Here is a 19255-nt window from a genome sequence, read left to right as displayed (position 1 = left end):
AGGCAGAGGTTTATAAAATCTGCTTTAGTTCGCTCAGGCAGCTGATTTCGTAAGTTGGCTTGGGGCGATGTGTTGTCTTTATCTTTTCCGGGTTAAAATATACCTGGTCTATACCGGCTGCCCGGGCCCCTGCAATATCACACAGTAAATTATCACCTACCATCAGGCACTCCTCCGGATTTACATTTATCCGCTGCAATGCATGCTCAAAAATGCGGCAATCCGGTTTTTTATAGCCGCAACACTCTGAAGTGACAATTTCTTTAAAATAGTCGTGTAGCTTAGAAGAGTTCATTTTGATGTATTGCACATCTTTGAACCCATTGGTGATAATGTGCAGGCCATATTTAGGCTGCAGGTATTGCAGCACCTCATATGTATAGGGAAACACTGCCGACTTAGTAGGGCACATGTAGGTATACGCTTCCGATATCTCTTCCGGTACCTGGTGTGGCTCTAAGCCTAAACCGGTTAAAGTTTTTAAAAAACGTGTTTCACGAAGTTCCTGCTGGCTGATCTTTCCTTTGTTGTAGAGGTCCCAAAGGCGGGTGTTTACAAACTTATACTTTTTATAAAATGAACTGCAGTCGAACTTCCCAAAGGTATGAAGGCCGAACTGTTCGTATAGGGTATAAAGCGTCTCTTCTGAGTTCTTTTCAAAATCCCAGAGCGTGTGGTCTAAATCGAAAAGAATGTGTTTATATGTTTTCATAATATAATCTGAACTAAAAGTAAAACGGACTTAACCAGCCAATGTTTTAAATAAGAACTGGCTTTAAACCATTTTGGGTGAAACAGTTGTTATAAAGGGGCAATAAATAAAGAGTAGAAGAAGTTATAACATAAACTTAACAGGCAAATGCTCCTTTGGTTTAGATGTAAGAGTTGATGCAGCACCTTGCGGTGCAGAGAATAATTTAGTGGGAGCTAAACCTTTGATCCATGTTTTTCTGATTTTAACTTAGCGGGACGTCAGGAGGGCGACCAGCGACGGGCTATCAGCTTATTGGCAGCTAATTCGCGGTTAGAGAAGAGAATTTGGTAAATTTCCTGATCTTTGGTAAGAGTGGCATCACGTTCCATATAGCTGAAAATCTGAATAGTTAGCTCAGATGCTTCTTCTTTAAGAGCATAAAAAACCCACTGGTCTCTCTTTCGGGGAGTGACAAGCCCTGCACTTCTTAAATAGGACAGGTGGCGTGACGTTTTGGTTTGAGTAAAGTCAAGGACCTGCTCCAGATCAGAGGTGCACATTTCTTTGTTCCGGATAACCAGGTTCAGGATACGGAGACGCGATTCGTCGGCTAAAGCCTTTAATACCTGTTCTCCGTATGTTAAACTAAAGTGTTTTAACTTCATAAAGCGTTTGCCATCATAAACAAATTTAGGCAAATGCTGCTATTTTAAAAGAAATAACAGTATAATTGTACTCCATGGAGTCTTACATGTCCTATAATACCGTCTGTAAAAGGAAGCTGAAGTGGTTGTTACTACCTGTAATAGCCTTCTTGTTGTTATGTATTGGTTTGCCTCAGGAGGCAGCCGCGCAGGGAGAAAAGCGTGCGGTGCAGCTGTCTGGCTTTGTGGCTGTAGGCGATAGTTTGTATGGCGTAGCAGGTGTGTCGGTGTATGTTCCGAATACAAACCGCGGCGCGCAGACAAATGAATATGGCTTTTTCTCTGTGCCTGTGCTTACCGGTGATAGTGTTATTTTCAGGGCGATAGGCTACAAAACACAATATCTTATTATCCCGAAAAATTTTGGCAGCCAAAGCTATTCTGTTATCATGCAGATGCAGGAAGATCCTGCGGAGCTACCTATGGTAGATGTTTTTCCGTGGGCGACGGAGCGTGATTTCAAACAGGCCTTTCTTGCTGTCAGATTACCAGACGAAGGCCGCTCTATTGCCAGCCGTAACTTAGATCCTGATCGCTTGTCTGCTCTGTTTATGAGTACGCCGATGGATGGAGGCGGTAACTTCAGTACCTGGAATATGCAAAATGTCCGGGCTACGGAGCAAAAGTATATGTTTCCTACCGTTAACCCGCAGTCGCTTATTCAGCTCATGAATATGCTCAAGAACGGCGACTTCAAAAAGAAATAACCTTTCAAGCTGTTGATTATTTAAAATTAAACCCTGCTTTTGAATAGCAGGATGTGCTTCTGTATTTTCTTCTGTAAACTTTTATTAGCTTAAACCATACATTTCTGCTTCGCACGTTGATCTGCTAAAGTAACTAAGCTGCACAAGGTTGCGTTATCGCAATATTGATACATGTGTATACTTTTTCGTTTGGTATACCATACTTGTACTTTCATTGCAATGGCTAACTATATACCTATATGCTCGAAGTTGATAAGTTATCGCTGAATATACCTCCTACCACTAAACCTAGAGTTGTGATAATTGGTGGGGGCTTTGGTGGGATAAACCTGGCAAAGAAGCTAAAGTGCAGAGATTTTCAGGTGGTTCTGTTTGATAAACAAAACTATCACGGCTTCTGGCCCTTGCTCTACCAGGTAGCTACGGCCGGCCTTGAACCCGATGCTATTGCTGAACCGCTTCGCAAGATGTTCGGCAGCGACGATTTTGAAGATTTTCACTTCCGTTTAGTGCGTGTAACCGGTATTAATACTGCACAGAAAACAGTATCTACCCTAATTGGTGATCTTGCCTACGACTACCTGGTAATTGGTACGGGTACAAAGCCTAATTACTTCGGAAATGAGCAGGTAAAGAAATATTCTTTCCCGCTGAAGCAGATACCGGATGCGCTTAACCTGCGCAGCCAGATGCTACAGTGCTTTGAACAGGCGAACATGACAACAGACCCGGAAATCAGGCAAAGCTTGTTGAACTTTGTTATAGTAGGTGGAGGGCCAACAGGTGTAGAGCTGGCTGGTGCATTGGCTGAAATGCGGAAGTATGTACTGCCCACCGATTATCCGGGCCTCGACTTCAGCACCATGAATATCTACCTGGTGGAGGGGCTCGACAGGGTGCTTCCGCCTATGTCGCCTGAAGCGAGTAAGAAAACTCACAGCTATCTGCAGGAGTTAGGGATCATAATGAAGCTGAATACACTGGTAGAGTCTTATGATGGAAGTATTGCCACTTTTAAAGGCGGGGAGCAGGTTCGGACGCATACGCTTATCTGGGCAGCCGGTGTAGCGGGAGCCTTAGTAGATGGCTTGCCGCCTGAATCGTTAGAGCGGGGCAGAATTTTAGTAAACCCTTACAACCAGGTGCTGGGCTTTAACGACATTTTTGCCATCGGAGACATTGCCTTCATGAAAACGGATGAATACCCGAGAGGACATCCGGGGGTTGCGCAACCTGCCATACAACAAGGAAAACTGCTGGCTAAGAATCTCAAAAACATCATCAGCAATCAGCCCTTGGAGCCTTTTAAATATTTCGATAAAGGTTCTCTGGCAATTATAGGAAGAAACCGTGCCGTCGCAGACTTGCCTAAAAATATTCACTTAGGTGGTTTCTTTGCCTGGGTAGCATGGTTGTTCGTGCATATTGCCTACCTGATTGGTTTCCGTAACAAGCTGGTTGTACTAAGTAACTGGATTTACCATTTCTTTACTTATGAGCGCGGTACAAGGCTTATAATCAGGCCATTTGTGCGGAAAGGAGATATTGCGCGGCAGAAGTTTATGAATAAGTATAATGAAGAGTAAGGTTAAGATTCGGAAATGGGCAGGAGTATGATTTTCTGAAGGCAAGATGTTCGTTTTATTGATAGAGGCATAGAAGATTATAGCAGATACCCCCAGCAAGCAGAAGGGGCCGCTGGATAACCAGCGGCCCCTTCTGCTTGCTGGGGGTAAACAATTATTGGCCCGTATTGCTATTATTGTTAGTGCGTGTTGTGCTGCGCTGCTGTTGCATTGGGTTTTGCTGCGCAGGGCGGTTCTGTTTGAAGATATCGAAACGAGAGGGTGCCACACGACGAGGATAAGCATTATTCGAAAGATCTGTATCAGCCGTCTGCAGGAATGGGTCCAGCGTAAAGCTAACAACAGGTTTAGCTGTTACAAATACCTTCGTAATCTCTTCGTTGTTGTAGCGCCAGATTTCAGCCGGAATGTTTACAACCTCATCGGTGCCGTCTTCAAATTCCATGCGCACAATCAGCGGCATTACCAGGCCTCCTATGTTTCTAAAACCAACTTCGTAAAAGTTCAGGCCAGAGTCCAGTATCTTCTTTTCTGCCGGTGTTAAGCTGGCTACCAGGTTCTGGTATCTGGCTTTGTCGGAGGCAGTGGCTGCCAGCGGGTCGTAGCTATTGTAGAAGTCTTTTAGCTCAGGCTTCTGCTCTACCAGTGTTTTCTGGATGTCCTGGAGGTTACGCTGCTGCGAAAGTGTTTGAGGAGCCTTGTTTTGCTGCTCTCTTCTTTGTGCACTTACAAATTCAGGGTCCTGAGAATCGATGCTGTACCATTTAACTTCTTCAACAGAAATATCGGTATGGTCGGTGGTATAGAACCAGCCTCTCCAGAACCAATCGAGGTCTACACCAGATGCGTCTTCCATGGTGCGGAAGAAGTCGGCTGGCATCGGGTGTTTAAAGGCCCAGCGGTTAGCATACTCTTTAAAAGCGTAATCGAATAACTCACGGCCCATTACTGTTTCACGTAAAACATTCAGGGCAGTAGCTGGTTTGCCGTAGGCATTGTTGCCAAACTGCAGTACCGATTCTGAGTTAGTCATGATAGGCACCTGCATATTTTTGTCGCCTTTCATGTAATCTACTATATCTTTCGGCTCACCGCGCCTGGATGGGTAGTTGCGTTCCCATTCCTGCTCTGCCAGGTATTGCATAAAGGTATTCAGGCCTTCATCCATCCATGTCCACTGGCGCTCATCAGAGTTGATGATCATCGGGAAGAAATTGTGACCTACTTCGTGTATGATAACAGAAATTAAACCATACTTGATGCGGTCGGAGTAGGTGCCGTCGGCTTCGGGGCGGTACCCGTTAAAGGAAATCATCGGGTACTCCATACCGCCTACAGGGCCATGAACCGAAATAGCAATAGGGTAAGGGTAATCGATGGTGTGCTTAGAGTAAACACGCAAAGTATGTGCTACCGACTCCGTTGAATACTGCCCCCAAAGTGGATTAGCTTCTTTAGGGTAGTACGACATAGCCAGTATGTTTTTGCCGCCTACATTTACATTCATGGCATCCCAGATGAACTTGCGGGAGCTGGCCCAGGCAAAGTCGCGTACGTTTTTTGCAGCAAATGTCCAGGTTTTCTTGCTTTTAGACTTGGCTTTTTCAGCTTGCGTTGCCTCTTCCTGTGTTACGATCAGGGTAGGTTTGTTTGCTTTGGCAGCATCAGCCCAGCGCTTTTGTTGGGTAGCTGTTAAAACCTGGCTGGCGTTCTGGAGCTCACCTGTAGCGGCTACAATATGATCGGCTGGCACTGTAATGCTAACCCGATAATCGCCGAAAGGTAATGCAAACTCACCGCTGCCCAGGAACTGCTTGTGCTGCCAGCCGTTTACATCGTCGTAAACAGCCATGCGAGGGAACCACTGCGCCATCTCATACAGGTAGTTATTGTCGCCGGCGAAATATTCATATCCAGAGCGCCCGCCCAATTTAAGCTGGTCGTTAATGTTATGGTTCCAGTCTATGCTGAAAGTGTAAGACTGCTTTGGCTTGAGCGGCGCAGGCAAATCTACGCGCATCATCGTATTGTTGATGGTGAAGGGTAATGCTTTGCCGTTACGGTCTTTTACTGTTTTAATTTTAAAGCCTCCGTCGAACTGCTCGTGCGCCAGGTGCTGCTCTACGGCGGCAACCGACATACGATCCTGTAAGGTACCTGTGTTGGTCAGGTTCGTCATCGATTTAGGCTCAAAGATATTCTGATCCAGCTGTACCCACAGGTACGAAAGCACATCCGGCGAATTGTTCGTGTAGGTAATGGTTTCAGAGCCTGTTACGGACTGGTTCTCATCGTTGAGCTCTACCTTAATGGTATAGTCGGCACGCTGTTGCCAGTACTGGTGACCGGGTGCACCAGAGGCTGTGCGGTATGTATTCGGGGTTGGAAGCTCTTGGGCCAGTTGCCTGAACTTAGACTTATCGGTGTTTTCTCCTTGTGCCAGTGCAGCAAGAGGAGCGGCAACGAGCCCGATAAGAGCCAACCTTGCTAGTATGTTCTTCATGACAGAGTTAAAAAAGGATTAGGTTAGATAGTAAGTAAAGGTATAGGTTAATGTTTAAACTCAAAAGATATTATTTTCCATAATCAAAATCAAGGAAATACCTGCTGCTGCACTGGAAAGTACCAGAATCCAGTCTCTTTTTTTCAGGTTGAAGAGGTTCATTGCCAGAAATCCGGCTACCAGGATAATGCCTACAATAAGTAACTGGCCTAGTTCGATTCCAATATTGAAAGCCAATAGCTGCTCCCATATCTTACTGTTTCTGCCCAGGATAGACTTCAGGAAATTTGAGAAGCCCATGCCGTGAATCAGGCCGAAGAAAATGGCCATCAGGTTGTGGAGCGACCAGATCGGGTGTTGTTTTGCTGCAGCGCCTTTCATTTTGAAAAAATTCGTGAGGCAGGTAAAGAGTATGGTAATCGGTATCAGAAATTCTATCAGTGCAGAATCAAATTTAATGATATTGAACGTAGATAACGCCAGGGTGATAGAATGCCCGATGGTAAAGCTGGTTACCAGCGCAATTACTTTTCGCCAGTCGCTTAAAGTATAAATAGCACTAAGCGCTACTAAAAACAGCATATGGTCGTACGCGCCGAAATCGTAGATATGATGGAAGCCCAGCTGCAGGTAGGTCCAGAATTGTGAAGACAAATCAGTTTTGGAATATAGTTTATGTTACAATGTTGCAAATTATATATTTATCGGATAATTAGCAACAAGAGAATTATTGCGTAAAGAAGCGGACAATAATAAATTGTAACAGAAGCATCTTAAAAGAGTAATATTTGCTACTTTGTAGTGTTTTTATAGCAAGCCAGCCCTTTGGGCGAAGGTTGTGCAACTATTCACTTAAAACAGATAGTACATGAAAAGAATGAATAACCATAAGCGCTTTACTTTTGTAAAAGGAACAGCATTGAGCCTGATGTGTGCAATGATGATTTTTACTGCCTGCAACTCTTCCGGTTCGGAGCAGCAGGAGTCTGGTAACGAAACAACAACAGTTAACGAAGCAGCTATGGTCTATATAGGTACTTATGCAGAGGCAGACAGTGAAAGTATTTTCTTGTATAGCCTGAATCCTGAAACAGGCGAATTGACACGTGTAAGTGCCGCAAAGGGTGGAGAAAATCCGTCGTACCTGGCACTAGATAAAGATAAACGATTCTTATATGCTGTAAACGAAACGTCAGAATATGAGGGACAGGAAGGTGGTGCTGTGAGTGCCTTTGCAGTAGACAGCGCAACCGGAAACCTTACTTTACTGAACAGACAGCCTACTTTGGGAGGAGCTCCCTGCCATATTTCTTTAGATGCCACAAACAAAATGGTGCTGGTGGCAAACTATACGGGCGGTAATGTAGCTTCTTACCAGGTGCAGGAAAACGGGGAGCTGAGTGCGCATGTTTCTACCAATAAGCATTCCGGAACTGGCCCGAACAAAGAGCGGCAGGAAGCACCGCATGCACACTTCATACAACCTGGCCCTGACAACAAGTATGCATTTTCTGTTGATTTAGGTGCTGACCAGATTATAGGATACAAGTTAGATGCAGCGAAGGGTGCTATCACACCTAACAATCCTGCAATAGCATATGCTGCAAAACCTGGCTCTGGGCCTCGCCACCTGGCTTTTCATCCGAATGGCCGCTACGCCTACGCCATCAACGAACTAAACTCTACCATGACGGCGCTGGCTTATAACAGCGATAACGGTACATTCAGTGAAATCCAAACCATTACGACCAAGCCTGAAGACTTTACAGAAAACAACCAATGCGCCGCCGTAAAAGTATCTGCTGATGGGAAGTTCCTGTATGGCTCTAACCGCGGCCACAACAGTATAGTAGTATATGCGATTGATGAAAGCACAGGCAACTTAACTTTAGTAGAGCATGTGTCTACAGGCGGAGACTGGCCCCGCGACTTTACCATTGACCTGACAGGTAATATTTTGCTGGTGGCCAATGAGCGCAGCAATAAGGTGGTGTCTTTCAAAAGAAACAAAGATACAGGCAAGCTTACGGCAACAGGTCATGAGGTAGAAGTGAGTAAGCCTGTTTGCCTGAAGGTGGTAGAATAATACCTGCCGCTCCTGAGTTAAGCCTGTTTTGTTATTTTACTCATATTTTCCTGGTTATGAAAAGAGTTTTCTGGTTCTTGTTAATAGGAATGGCTATGGTTAGTTCTTCGGTAGGGTATGCGCAGGGAGCGCTGAAGATTGCATTAGCAGGATTAAGCCATGACCATGTGCATGAAGCTTTTCAGCGGGCAAAAAAAGGCGATGTTGTTATTGTGGGGATAGCGGAGCATAACAAGGCGCTGGTGGAGCGTTACCAGAAACAATACAAGCTGGCTTCTTCTTTATTTTACAAAGACCTTAAAACATTGCTGAAAAGCCAAAAGCCGGATGCTGTGCTTGCTTACAATGCTATAGCTGAACACCTGGCAGTAGTAGAGGCCTGCGCTCCACTGGGTGTGCATGTAATGGTAGAAAAACCGTTGGCCACCACTGTAAAGGATGCAGAAAGAATGGCATCCCTTGCCCGGCAGCATAAAATCCACTTATTAACCAACTATGAAACTACCTGGTATCCGAGCAATCAGAAAGTAAAAGATATGGCCGGTCGGGAAGGTGCTATTGGTGAGATACGAAAAATGGTAGTGCATGACGGGCATCAGGGGCCCAAGGAAATTGGCTGTAGCAAAGAGTTCCTGGAGTGGCTGACTGACCCTGTAAAAAACGGAGGCGGAGCCCTGATAGATTTTGGCTGTTATGGTGCCAACCTCATGACGTGGCTTATGAAAGGGGAGGAGCCCATTTCAGTTATGGCCGTTACGAAGCAAGTAAAGCCAGACCTGTATCCTAAAGTTGATGATGACGCGACTATTGTGCTGGAGTATTCCAAAGCGACAGGCATTGTGGAGGCGTCCTGGAATTGGCCATTCAATATTAAAGACCTGGAGGTGTTTGGGCAGACGGGTTACTTACAGGCTGTTAATAACAGAAGCCTGAGAAAAAAGTTAAAGGATGACAGTGCCTATAAAATAGAAGAGGTTGAGCCTCTAGCTCAACCTGATCAGGATTATATCAGTTACTTAGCAGCAGTTATCAAAGGTGAAATTAATCCTGCCAATGATCTCTCGTCTCTGGAGAACAATCTTATTGTAGTAAAAATACTGGAAGCAGCCAAGCAGTCGGCCCGAGATGGCAGAAAGGTTTATCTGAAAGATCAGGTGCTTAAAGCTCCATAATATCCTCATTCCAGAGCTCCGGTTTCTCTTCAATAAACTGCTGCATCATTTCAACACACGCTGGCAGGTTTAAATCAACTACCTCCACCCCATGCGCCTCCATAAACTCGCGTGCACCACTGAATGTTTGAGATTCGCCTACAATAACTTTCGGAATCTTAAACTGCACAATAGTACCTGCACACATGAAGCAGGGCATCAGGGTAGAATAAATAACAGTATTGCGGTAGCTGCCAATACGGCCGGCATTGTTAAGGCAGTCCATTTCGCCGTGTAAAATCGGGTTATTTTCCTGCACTCGCTTGTTGTGCCCTTGCGCTACTACTTTGCCATCTTTTACCAACACCGAACCAATAGGGATACCGCCTTCGCTACGTCCCTTTTGTGCTTCGGCAATGGCTAGTTGCATAAATTCATCCATAACATACATTTTTGGTTCTGATAAAGATACTCAGAAAGCGCAAAGGCGCAAGTTAAGGCAATCATAAACTTGCAGCAGGAGGGGCAGGCAACACTTCGGCTAAATACTTTTCAGTTCGTATAAAACATCAGCATCTATAGTTAAGAATGTTATGCTTGAAATATTGCCAGATACTAAAGACAATCTGTTGGCTGTGCGGGTAAGCCATGCACTTACCATAGCTGATTTCGACCAATACCGCAACCTGCTACGCAACCTGATGGGCAGATATAAGGAGACGCATTTATACTATGAAATGGTAGACCTGGACCTGACGCAGCTAAGCCCTGTAGCCGCCATCGAAAATGGCTTGTTTGATGTAGTGCACGGGCTGGACTATGGTCGGGTAGCCATGGTAGGTGAGAAAAAGTGGCAGGAGTGGGCGGCAAAGCTGATTAGTCCTGTAAAGAAGAAAGGTGTTCGCTATTTTGATCTGGAGGAAAAGGAGGAGGCGATGGTTTGGGTGCAGGAGGAGGAGTGATCTCACAGCGTCTATCAGACCTATGAGTGTCTGTGCCAGAAACATTTGCTATGCAGCAAGCAAAATCTTTCAAGCCGGATAAACACCATGAGTTGACTGTAGTTTAAAAATAAAAAGCCTCACCAAACGGCGAGGCTTTTATACAGCTAAACTTTTAAACTTAATTAAATTACTTTTCCGTTGGCAGCTCAATATCCACGTTAATGAAGTGAATCTTGCCTTCCAGTAGTACTGCTTCCACCACAGAATCTTTGCTGATTCTGTTGGCCAGGATATCCTTCGAAAGCTCGTTCAGGATCTGGCGCTGCAGTACACGTTTCAGCGGACGGGCACCAAACTGTGGATCAAAGCCTTGCTCACCCAGGTAATCCAGTACCTCATCGGTTGCGATAAGCTGTATACCTGTTTCTTCTAACCGCTGCTGGATGTGCTTGAACTGAATATCCACAATTTTTCTGATGTCTCCACGGCTCAGCGGACGGAACATCACCAGCTCATCGATGCGGTTCAGGAACTCTGGTCTTACCGATTTTTTCAGCAGATCGAATACCTCATCCTTCGTACGTTCAATCACTTCGTCTTTATTGAACTCATCCATCTGCTCAAAATTGCTCTGGATAATGTGCGAGCCAATGTTAGACGTCATGATGATGATAGTATTCTTGAAGTTCACCACACGGCCCTTGCTGTCTGTCAGTCGACCATCGTCGAGCACCTGCAGCAGGATGTTAAACACATCGGGGTGTGCTTTCTCAATCTCGTCGAGCAGCACCACAGAGTAGGGCTTGCGGCGAATAGCCTCGGTTAACTGACCACCTTCATCGTAACCTACGTATCCCGGAGGCGCACCAATCAGGCGACTAACCGCGTGGCGTTCCTGATACTCACTCATATCGATACGCACCATGGCGTTGTCGTCGTTGAACAGGTAATCGGCTAAGGCTTTGGCCAGCTCTGTTTTACCTACACCCGTGGTACCCAGGAAGATAAACGACCCGATTGGACGGCGTGGGTCCTGCATACCGGCTCGGCTACGGCGCACGGCATCAGAAATGGCTTCAATGGCCTCTTCCTGGCCTGCTACACGTTTGCCTAGTTCCTGCTCCAGGTGTAACAGCTTCTCGCGGTCGCTCTGCAGCATTTTACTTACTGGGATGCCTGTCCATTTGGCTACAACCTCGGCAATGTCCTCAGCGTTTACCTCTTCCTTCAGCATCGGGTTCTCTCCCTGCATTTCGCGTACCTGCTCCTGCAGTTGCTTCACCTTAGCTTCGGCTTCCTGAATTTTACCATAACGTAACTCTGCTACGCGGCCATAGTCACCGGCACGTTCGGCCTGCTCGGCCTCCAGCTTGTACTGCTCAATGTTCTCTTTCTCTTTCTGCAGCCCTTCAATAATCTGCTTTTCATTCTGCCATTTAGCCTTCAGGTCATCACGCTTGCCGCTCAAATCGGCAATCTCTTTAGAGAGCGAAGCTTCTTTGTCTCTGTCGTTTTCACGGCGGATAGCCTCGCGCTCAATTTCCAGCTGCATGATGCGGCGCTGAATCTCATCCAGTTCCACTGGCAAAGAGTCAATCTCGATACGGAGTTTGGCAGCCGCTTCGTCCATCAGGTCAATCGCCTTGTCGGGCAAAAAGCGGTCAGAGATGTAGCGGTTCGATAATTCCACAGAGGCAATGATCGCATCGTCTTTAATGCGCACGCCGTGGTGCAGCTCATACTTGTCTTTGATACCGCGAAGTATGGAAATGGCATCCGGCACACTTGGCTCATCCACCATTACCGCCTGGAAGCGTCGCTCCAATGCTTTGTCTTTCTCGATATACTTCTGGTATTCTTTCAGCGTAGTCGCACCGATGGCATGTAGTTCACCACGTGCCAAAGCTGGTTTCAACAGGTTAGCAGCGTCCATGGCACTTTCACCACCTGCTCCGGCACCAATCAAGGTGTGAATTTCGTCGATGAAAAGAATAATCTCTCCTTCCGCATCTATCACTTCTTTGATTACTGCTTTCAGTCGCTCTTCGAACTCACCTTTATACTTGGCACCTGCCACCAGCAGGCCCATGTCCAGGCTCATCAAAGTCTTCGACTTCAGGTTCTCGGGCACGTCACCGGCCACAATGCGTTGTGCCAAGCCTTCTACAATGGCAGTTTTACCTACACCAGGCTCACCCAGCAATACCGGGTTGTTTTTGGTGCGGCGGCTCAGGATCTGCAGTACACGGCGAATTTCGTCGTCACGGCCAATTACCGGATCAATCTTACCGGCACGCGCCAACTCGTTCAGATCTTTGGCATAACGCTTTAAAGAGTTATACTTTGCCTCTGCATTCTGGTCAGTCACTTTTGTGCCGCCTCGTAATTCTTTAATCGCTTTTTTAAGGTCTTTCTCATTAAAGCCGACATCTTTCATAATGCCTGCTACTTTATCACGACCTGCTAAAATACCTAAGAGCACGTGCTCTATAGCTACATACTCATCACCAAACTCTTTTAGAAAAGAGGTAGCTTTTTGCAGTGCAGTTGCGGCATCGTTTGCCAGGTATGGGCCTCCGCCTCCTGTTACTTTGGGATATGCGTTAACAGCTTCGTTTAACTTGCTGTTAAGCATATTACTGTTAACGTTTAGTTTCTTCAGCAGGAAGTTAGTCACGTTCTCGTCTGTTTCGAGAATCGCTTTTAAAATATGCCCAGTTTCGATAGCCTGCTGCTGATTGCCGCCTGCTATCTCAGTGGCCTTTTGTATGGCCTCCTGCGCTTTGATTGTATAGTTATTAAAGTTCATTTCTTTATCCTGTTTCCTATAGTTTTACTCTTGCTATAATACTAGCAACTTACGCACCAATGGTACTTTTAGGTGAAGTAGATGTAATTATGTCATATTCTGGAGAAGCAATTTTAGGGAATGCAGCCAAAATGTCTGAATCAGGATTTGGGGGATTGCTAAGGATGAACAGGATTTAATTTCAATGATTCAGGAATAAAAAAATTATGAATTAGGTTTGTAGCTGTTGTTGAAGACTTTCTTGTATTGAAGACTGAGAGCGCCAAAGTTGATGAGCAGGCCGACTGGGAAGTTATACGCTACGGTATAGTTTTTTGCTTGGGCTAAGTGTAAATCTTCCAGGTTCACTAAAGCTTTCAACTCTATTACGATGCTGTTCTCAACAATAAAGTCTGCTCTACGGCTCCCGATCTCCACGCCATTATAGTAAATTACCTGCTCCTTCTCCCGCTCAAAGTTCAGCCCTGCCTGCTGCATTTCAATAGCTAAACAGCGCTGGTAAATTACCTCTTGGAAGCCACTCCCCAGCGTGTTATGCACCTTCATCACACATCCTATTATTTTGTATGTTACATCATCTAGCAGCATCGCCTCTATTGGAATTAATCTTTTTATCTTTTAAATCAAAAAAAATCCTGCTCATCCTTATCAATCCCCCAAATCCTGATTCAGACGTCCCTCTTAAAAACAGCTGCGTAATGATCGGCCAATCTGGTTGGTTCCGGGAGTTTATGTTTTATAGCACAGGCCATGGCGATTTCTGTGGCAGTTTCAAGGTCAATTAAATGGCCGGGCGAAACAAATACCGGCTTTACATTATCCTTTGTGCGAAGAACGTTGGCTATTACCTCATTTTTATAGACTAAGGGAGATAGAGAGCCTTTTGTAGCAGCAGGCTCATTGTACTTACCTACCAGTACCTTCTTGGCTACCCCCATGGTGGGCTTGCCTAGATGCAGGCCCAGGTGCGTGGCAATGCCCAGGCGGCGCGGGTGCGAAATGCCGTGTCCGTCAACCATAATCAGGTCAGGCGTTTGCTCGAGCTTTTTATAAGCTTCCAATAGATTAGGAGCCTCCCGAAAAGCCAGAAAGCCTGGTATATAAGGCAGTTCCACCCGGCCATGATGCCACACCTTTTCCAGTACTTCCAGGCCAGGATATGTCAGTAATACAAATACCGATAGGATCGTGTCTTCACCTATAAAAGAAGAATCGCAGCCTGCTATAAATTTTAGGCTGAAATCAGGCTTTTGAATCATAACCCTTTGCTGCATCTCCTGCTGTTGCTTCGTTAGCTCCTGTACAAGAAGAGGATCAGGTGGGGGAGCATCAAATTGTCTGTAATAAGCCATTTCTAAAATATTAAGTATAACTGCTTTCTTTCGGGCTGAGCGGAGAGCTACCGCAACAGCATATAACTTTATGCGCTTACGAGCTTAACCTATATCAAGATTAGTGTAAGTGTTTAACCTTGTCAGAAGCAAGGGCGTAAGAGGTATACAGCAAAAAATAAGAAAATGGCAGATAATACACTGAAAATAGGGATAGGTGATATAGAACTGGAAGCCGCATTGTTTATACCGGATAACGCACACGGCATAGTTGTTTTTTCCAACAGCAGCCACAAACGCAGGCTAAGCGAAGGAAACAAATTTTTAGTGCATCACCTGCAGCAAAGTGGTTTTGCCACACTATTATTTAATTTGCTGGCCGATAACGAAGAAGAATCAGCAGAAGACGAAGCAGATATTGCGCTGCTAACTGACCGCCTGGTGAATGTAACTGGCTGGTTACAGCGAGAAGAACTAACCAGTCATTTAAATATCGGATATCTGGGCGAAAGTGCCGGAGCTGCTGCTGCTTTAGGGGCTGCAGCTGCCTTAGGTACCGAACTGGGTGCTGTGGTGAGTATAGGAGGGCCACTAGCTCTGGCAGCTCCGGTTTTAACAGATATACATGCGCCGGTACTTTTACTTGTAGCGGGCTTAAATGAAGAAGCGCTTGCTCTGAATATACAAGTGCAGGAGCAACTGCAAAGCATCAAAGACCTGCAGATTATACCGGATACAAAAGACGTATTTAAGGATCTCGGAAAGCTGGAGATGGCGGCGCAGCTGGCTACAGACTGGTACAGAAAATACCTGAAACCTGGTAAACAGCATGCTCTCAGGCAAAATCAGCCTTAATGGTATGGGGGGATTATTGTGCGATTATAAATTCTCTTGTCTGTACGCGATCAGCAGATACGATGCGCATAAAATAAATACCGGAGGCGTACTTATTCGATAGCTGTAGCCTTTTTGTAAAAGTGCCTGTCTGGTTTACTTTCTCATTAAGCTGCTGCAGAAGCTTGCCTTCTTTAGAGTAAATTTCGAGCCGTAGCAGCTCATTAGGTGTTAAATCCTGCAGTTCTATTGTAATTTGCTGTTGAGATGCGACCGTGGGATAAAGCAGCATACCTGTTTCTGTCAGTATATCTTTGCCTGTTTGCGTTACAGATTTTATTTTAACAAACTGTCTCACAACCTGCAGCCATTTTTCAGCCATCTTCTCTTCTCCCGAAGCATTCGGATGTACTCCGTCATACGTATCTTTGCCTGGAGTAGGATCGAACCCAGAATGCTGATCAACTAACACGACAGGGGAATCAGCTGTGTTCAACTCTGCAGCCAGCGCAGGAATTTCCTTGTTCAGGTTAACTATATTTTCGGCTTGCTGAGGACCTACTGTTTCCGGATTGGCAGGTATCAGCTGGGCGAGGAGTATAACAGCCCTGGCGTTTCTTCCCCTTACTTTGGCAATAATTTCACGCAGGTTGTCCAGGGTAGCAGGAATAGAATGATTCCGGAACATATCATTGGTTCCGAAGTGTAACAGTACAATATCAGGTACATATCCCTGCAGCCACTGATCCAGTGTGCCTTCTTCCTTGTTGTCTTCGTGGCCATATAAAGCCTGTTTGGTGCTCCAACCCCAACGCCCTTCATGCGCACTGTCGAAGGTTTTACCTGCATAGGCAGGCCACTCAGGGTTGCCATTATTGTTTTGATTTAATGATCCTACGAATTTGAAGTCGGCGTCTATATCGAGCAACTTTTTCCAGAGGAAGTACCTGTAGCTATAAGTGTTCTGGTTTCCCTGGGTAATGGAATTGCCAATGCAAACAATTCTGGATTGCCCATTGCCAACAACACTATAAAAGAAAAGCATGAGGCCCAGTAAAGCCGGTTTAATAAGGGTGAAGAAGCGGGATTTCATGTAGGTCGGTTACTGTAGTTGGTGCAATGCCATTATGCTACGGCGCTTCTTAAAATAGGTTTCGCTGGCAAATTGGAATTTATGTAATTATAGCTAGGTATATTGTGAACCAATCCTGCAGATTGGCAAATCTTTTCTCAGGGTGTACTCGTAGCTTCAGTGGCTAACGTTATAGGTGTTTTTTAAGAAGATAATGCTTGCCTTTGTTGTTCAGCACCAAGGTTTCAATGGGTTTATAATGTATGGCCAAAGTATAAAAAAGACTCTTATATTTGCTACTTAAACAGCTTGTTGGAAAAAACAGCCTGATTAAGTAATACAAAATTTTATGACCAGACCTGCTCCTTCTTTTATGCAGATGCTCCTGCTGTGATGCGCCTGTAAAGAGATTTATCACATAAGGCATGAGTTCCGTTTGCCGTAAGGAAGTGAAAAGTTTGTGGCAGCTGTAATTTCTAGTGTAATTAAGTTTTCAACAAATAAAGTAAGAACTATAATCTGTATTTGCCTTCCTGGTTGAAGGTGATATAAATCAAACTAAGAGAACAACATGGCAACAAAAACAGCGAAAATTGTTTACACCATAACCGATGAAGCTCCTGCTCTGGCAACTCAATCTTTCTTGCCGATTGTGCAGACGTTTACGAAAGCTGCTGGTATCGAAATAGAAACAAGAGATATCTCCCTAGCGGGTAGAATTTTAGCAAGCTTTCCAGAAAACCTGAGCGAAGATCAGAAACAAACAGATGATCTGGCTTATTTAGGTGAGTTAGCAAAAACACCGGAAGCAAACATAATAAAATTACCAAACATCAGTGCTTCTATTCCGCAGTTAACGGCAGCTATAAAAGAGCTGCAGGAACAGGGCTATAATATTCCTGATTATCCTGCAGATCCAAAAGATGATGCCGAAAAAGAAGCAAAGGCACGATATGCCAAAATATTAGGTAGTGCAGTAAACCCTGTATTACGAGAAGGTAACTCCGACCGCCGTGTGGCAGATGCTGTAAAGCAATACGCTAAAAAGAACCCGCATTCTATGGGTGCCTGGAGTTCAGATTCTAAATCTCATGTGGCGCACATGACTGAAAACGATTTTTACGGTAGCGAGCAATCCGTTGTAATGGAGGAAGCCGGTGCTGTTAAAATTGAGTTTGTTGGTGCTGACGGTACTACTAAAGTTCTGAAAGATAACCTGTCATTAAAAGCAGGAGAGGTAATAGACTCATCCGTAATGAGCAAAAAGGCGTTACGAGCTTTCTTTGAAAAAGAAATAGCTGATGCCAAAGCTTCTGGCGTGCTGTTATCGCTGCACCTGAAAGCAACTATGATGAAAGTGTCTGATCCTATTATGTTCGGACATGCTGTTACTGTGTTCTTTAAAGATGTGTTTGAGAAGCATGCTGCTGTATTTAAAGAACTAGGTGTAGATGCGAACAATGGTCTGGGCGATGTATTCAATAAGATACAGAAGTTGCCGGAAGATCAGCGGGCTGCTATTGAAGCCGATATACAGGAAGCATACAAAAACGGTCCTGCGCTGGCTATGGTAAACTCTGATAAAGGCATCACAAACCTGCATGTGCCAAGTGATGTGATCATTGATGCCTCTATGCCGGCGGCTATACGCTCTTCTGGTAAAATGTGGGGGCCAGATGGCCAGCTGCACGATACAAAAGCCATTATCCCGGATAGAAGCTATGCCGGTATTTATCAGGAAGTAATTAATTTCCATAAGGAAAACGGTGCTTTCGATCCAACAACGATGGGAACTGTTCCGAACATCGGTCTGATGGCTCAGAAAGCTGAAGAGTATGGATCGCACGATAAAACTTTCCAGATTGCAGAAGCAGGTACTGTAAGAGTAGTGGATGCTGCCGGTAACACCCTAATGGAGCATAAAGTAGAAGAAGGCGATATCTGGAGAATGTGCCAGACAAAAGACCTGCCTATTCAGGACTGGGTGAAACTGGCTGTAACCAGGGCGAGAATTACCAGCACACCTGCTGTTTTCTGGCTGGATCCGCAGAGAGCACACGATGCAAACCTGATTAAAAAGGTAGAGCGCTACCTGCAGGATCATGATACAAATGGCCTGGAAATCAAAATTATGTCTCCGGTAGAAGCAATGCGTTACTCTTGCGAGCGTGCAAAAGCTGGTCAGGATACTATCTCTGTAACTGGCAACGTGCTGCGCGACTACCTGACGGACCTGTTCCCGATTCTGGAGTTAGGTACAAGCGCTAAAATGCTTTCTATTGTGCCACTTTTAGATGGCGGTGGTTTATTTGAAACAGGAGCCGGTGGTTCTGCGCCTAAGCACGTGCAGCAGTTCATGGAAGAAAACTACCTGCGTTGGGATTCTTTAGGTGAGTTCCTGGCATTGGCGGTTTCTCTGGAAGACCTGGCTTACAAAACAAATAATGAAAAAGCACAGGTATTAGCAGAAGCACTGAACCAGGCAAATGCTGAATTCCTGGAGAAAGATAAATCTCCTTCGCGTAAAGTGGGCGGTATCGATAACCGTGGCAGCCACTTCTACCTGGCTTTATACTGGGCACAGGCACTGGCCGAGCAAACAAAAGACCAGGAGCTGAAAGACAGGTTCTCTAAACTGGCCCAGGAGCTAACGGAGAACGAAGCGAAGATTGTTGAAGAACAGATCGCGGCACAGGGCAAGCCAGTGGATATTGGTGGTTATTTCCATCCTGATTTTGAGAAGGCAAGTAAGGCCATGCGACCAAGCGAGACGCTGAATGCTGCTTTAGCTAACTTCTAAAGAGTATAATTTACCACATAAAAAGAAAAAGGCT

At 45.3% G+C, this 19255-nt stretch carries 16 protein-coding genes; 7 read left to right on the top strand and 9 right to left on the bottom strand.

The annotated features are described in order from the left end of the window. Positions 1 to 10: 10 nt before the first annotated feature. A complete protein-coding gene (locus C1N53_RS15275) occupies positions 11 to 712 on the bottom strand; it encodes a YjjG family noncanonical pyrimidine nucleotidase (RefSeq protein WP_137760137.1) in 702 nt (233 codons plus the stop codon). Between the two features lie 260 nt (positions 713 to 972). Then, a complete protein-coding gene (locus tag C1N53_RS15270) occupies positions 973 to 1359 on the bottom strand; it encodes a metalloregulator ArsR/SmtB family transcription factor (protein WP_137760136.1) in 387 nt (128 codons plus the stop codon). Between the two features lie 86 nt (positions 1360 to 1445). Here C1N53_RS15270 and C1N53_RS15265 point away from each other — a divergent pair, with 86 nt between their 5' ends. Both C1N53_RS15265 and C1N53_RS15260 read left to right on the top strand, forming a co-directional pair. After that, positions 1446 to 2105, top strand: coding sequence for a carboxypeptidase-like regulatory domain-containing protein (locus C1N53_RS15265; RefSeq protein ID WP_137760135.1), 660 nt, complete (start codon positions 1446 to 1448; stop codon positions 2103 to 2105). A gap of 239 nt (positions 2106 to 2344) precedes the next feature. Continuing rightward, a complete protein-coding gene (locus tag C1N53_RS15260; protein WP_137760134.1) occupies positions 2345 to 3691 on the top strand; it encodes an NAD(P)/FAD-dependent oxidoreductase in 1347 nt (448 codons plus the stop codon). A gap of 154 nt (positions 3692 to 3845) precedes the next feature. Here C1N53_RS15260 and C1N53_RS15255 read toward each other — a convergent pair whose 3' ends face one another. After that, positions 3846 to 6194: a M1 family metallopeptidase gene (locus C1N53_RS15255; RefSeq protein ID WP_137760133.1), complete on the bottom strand. Its 2349-nt coding sequence runs from the start codon at positions 6192 to 6194 to the stop codon at positions 3846 to 3848. 60 nt (positions 6195 to 6254) lie between these two features. Further along, positions 6255 to 6848: a HupE/UreJ family protein gene (locus C1N53_RS15250; RefSeq protein ID WP_137760132.1), complete on the bottom strand. Its 594-nt coding sequence runs from the start codon at positions 6846 to 6848 to the stop codon at positions 6255 to 6257. Between the two features lie 214 nt (positions 6849 to 7062). On the opposite strand from C1N53_RS15250, the gene C1N53_RS15245 reads away from it, so the two are divergent. Continuing rightward, complete coding sequence (locus tag C1N53_RS15245; protein WP_137760131.1) at positions 7063 to 8280, top strand: lactonase family protein; 1218 nt, start codon at positions 7063 to 7065, stop codon at positions 8278 to 8280. Between the two features lie 56 nt (positions 8281 to 8336). After that, positions 8337 to 9452 (top strand): Gfo/Idh/MocA family protein, encoded by a 1116-nt coding sequence (locus tag C1N53_RS15240; RefSeq protein WP_137760130.1) that lies wholly within the window; start codon positions 8337 to 8339, stop codon positions 9450 to 9452. On the opposite strand, the gene C1N53_RS15235 is transcribed toward C1N53_RS15240, so the two are convergent. Continuing rightward, positions 9439 to 9873 carry a nucleoside deaminase gene (locus C1N53_RS15235; protein ID WP_137760129.1) on the bottom strand — a complete coding sequence of 145 codons (435 nt, stop codon included), beginning with the start codon at positions 9871 to 9873 and terminating at the stop codon, positions 9439 to 9441. The two genes, C1N53_RS15240 and C1N53_RS15235, sit on opposite strands and share 14 nt — an antisense overlap. A gap of 151 nt (positions 9874 to 10024) precedes the next feature. On the opposite strand from C1N53_RS15235, the gene C1N53_RS15230 reads away from it, so the two are divergent. After that, on the top strand, positions 10025 to 10393 hold the full coding sequence (locus tag C1N53_RS15230; RefSeq protein ID WP_137760128.1) for an STAS/SEC14 domain-containing protein: 369 nt from the start codon (positions 10025 to 10027) through the stop codon (positions 10391 to 10393). A 169-nt stretch (positions 10394 to 10562) separates the two neighbouring features. Here C1N53_RS15230 and clpB read toward each other — a convergent pair whose 3' ends face one another. The 3 genes from clpB to nfi all read right to left on the bottom strand — a co-directional run bounded on the left by clpB (position 10563) and on the right by nfi (position 14536). Continuing rightward, on the bottom strand, positions 10563 to 13184 hold the full coding sequence (clpB, locus tag C1N53_RS15225; RefSeq protein WP_137760127.1) for an ATP-dependent chaperone ClpB: 2622 nt from the start codon (positions 13182 to 13184) through the stop codon (positions 10563 to 10565). A gap of 204 nt (positions 13185 to 13388) precedes the next feature. Further along, positions 13389 to 13772: a GxxExxY protein gene (locus C1N53_RS15220; RefSeq protein ID WP_137760126.1), complete on the bottom strand. Its 384-nt coding sequence runs from the start codon at positions 13770 to 13772 to the stop codon at positions 13389 to 13391. Between the two features lie 80 nt (positions 13773 to 13852). Then, entirely contained in the window at positions 13853 to 14536 is a 684-nt protein-coding gene (gene nfi / locus C1N53_RS15215) for a deoxyribonuclease V (protein ID WP_137760125.1), read from the bottom strand. A gap of 165 nt (positions 14537 to 14701) precedes the next feature. Here nfi and C1N53_RS15210 point away from each other — a divergent pair, with 165 nt between their 5' ends. Then, positions 14702 to 15370, top strand: a complete 669-nt coding sequence (locus C1N53_RS15210; protein WP_137760124.1) for an alpha/beta hydrolase — start codon at positions 14702 to 14704, stop codon at positions 15368 to 15370. Between the two features lie 13 nt (positions 15371 to 15383). Here the strand turns inward: C1N53_RS15210 and C1N53_RS15205 are convergent, their stop codons facing one another. Next, a complete protein-coding gene (locus C1N53_RS15205) occupies positions 15384 to 16442 on the bottom strand; it encodes a GDSL-type esterase/lipase family protein (RefSeq protein WP_137760123.1) in 1059 nt (352 codons plus the stop codon). Between the two features lie 550 nt (positions 16443 to 16992). Between C1N53_RS15205 and C1N53_RS15200 the strand changes: the two genes are divergently transcribed. Beyond that, entirely contained in the window at positions 16993 to 19221 is a 2229-nt protein-coding gene (locus C1N53_RS15200; RefSeq protein ID WP_137760122.1) for an NADP-dependent isocitrate dehydrogenase, read from the top strand. Positions 19222 to 19255 lie beyond the last annotated feature (34 nt).

The organism is Pontibacter sp. SGAir0037, assembly GCF_005491705.1.
Classification (GTDB): Bacteria; Bacteroidota; Bacteroidia; order Cytophagales; family Hymenobacteraceae; genus Pontibacter.
The sequence above is the reverse complement of the archived record's forward strand: the minus strand, read 5'-3'. Positions and strand labels throughout refer to the sequence as shown.

Excerpts from the sequence above, each read along its gene's own strand:
- C1N53_RS15210 (WP_137760124.1), top strand. The coding sequence starts at position 14,702 with ATGGCAGATAATACACTGAAAATAGGGATAGGTGATATAGAACTGGAA.
- C1N53_RS15265 (WP_137760135.1), top strand. The coding sequence starts at position 1,446 with ATGTCCTATAATACCGTCTGTAAAAGGAAGCTGAAGTGGTTGTTACTA.
- C1N53_RS15255 (WP_137760133.1), bottom strand. The coding sequence starts at position 6,194 with ATGAAGAACATACTAGCAAGGTTGGCTCTTATCGGGCTCGTTGCCGCT.
- C1N53_RS15260 (WP_137760134.1), top strand. The coding sequence starts at position 2,345 with ATGCTCGAAGTTGATAAGTTATCGCTGAATATACCTCCTACCACTAAA.
- C1N53_RS15245 (WP_137760131.1), top strand. The coding sequence starts at position 7,063 with ATGAAAAGAATGAATAACCATAAGCGCTTTACTTTTGTAAAAGGAACA.
- C1N53_RS15235 (WP_137760129.1), bottom strand. The coding sequence starts at position 9,873 with ATGGATGAATTTATGCAACTAGCCATTGCCGAAGCACAAAAGGGACGT.
- C1N53_RS15230 (WP_137760128.1), top strand. The coding sequence starts at position 10,025 with ATGCTTGAAATATTGCCAGATACTAAAGACAATCTGTTGGCTGTGCGG.
- nfi (WP_137760125.1), bottom strand. The coding sequence starts at position 14,536 with ATGGCTTATTACAGACAATTTGATGCTCCCCCACCTGATCCTCTTCTT.
- C1N53_RS15275 (WP_137760137.1), bottom strand. The coding sequence starts at position 712 with ATGAAAACATATAAACACATTCTTTTCGATTTAGACCACACGCTCTGG.
- C1N53_RS15270 (WP_137760136.1), bottom strand. The coding sequence starts at position 1,359 with ATGAAGTTAAAACACTTTAGTTTAACATACGGAGAACAGGTATTAAAG.
- C1N53_RS15240 (WP_137760130.1), top strand. The coding sequence starts at position 8,337 with ATGAAAAGAGTTTTCTGGTTCTTGTTAATAGGAATGGCTATGGTTAGT.
- C1N53_RS15220 (WP_137760126.1), bottom strand. The coding sequence starts at position 13,772 with ATGCTGCTAGATGATGTAACATACAAAATAATAGGATGTGTGATGAAG.
- C1N53_RS15205 (WP_137760123.1), bottom strand. The coding sequence starts at position 16,442 with ATGAAATCCCGCTTCTTCACCCTTATTAAACCGGCTTTACTGGGCCTC.
- C1N53_RS15200 (WP_137760122.1), top strand. The coding sequence starts at position 16,993 with ATGGCAACAAAAACAGCGAAAATTGTTTACACCATAACCGATGAAGCT.
- clpB (WP_137760127.1), bottom strand. The coding sequence starts at position 13,184 with ATGAACTTTAATAACTATACAATCAAAGCGCAGGAGGCCATACAAAAG.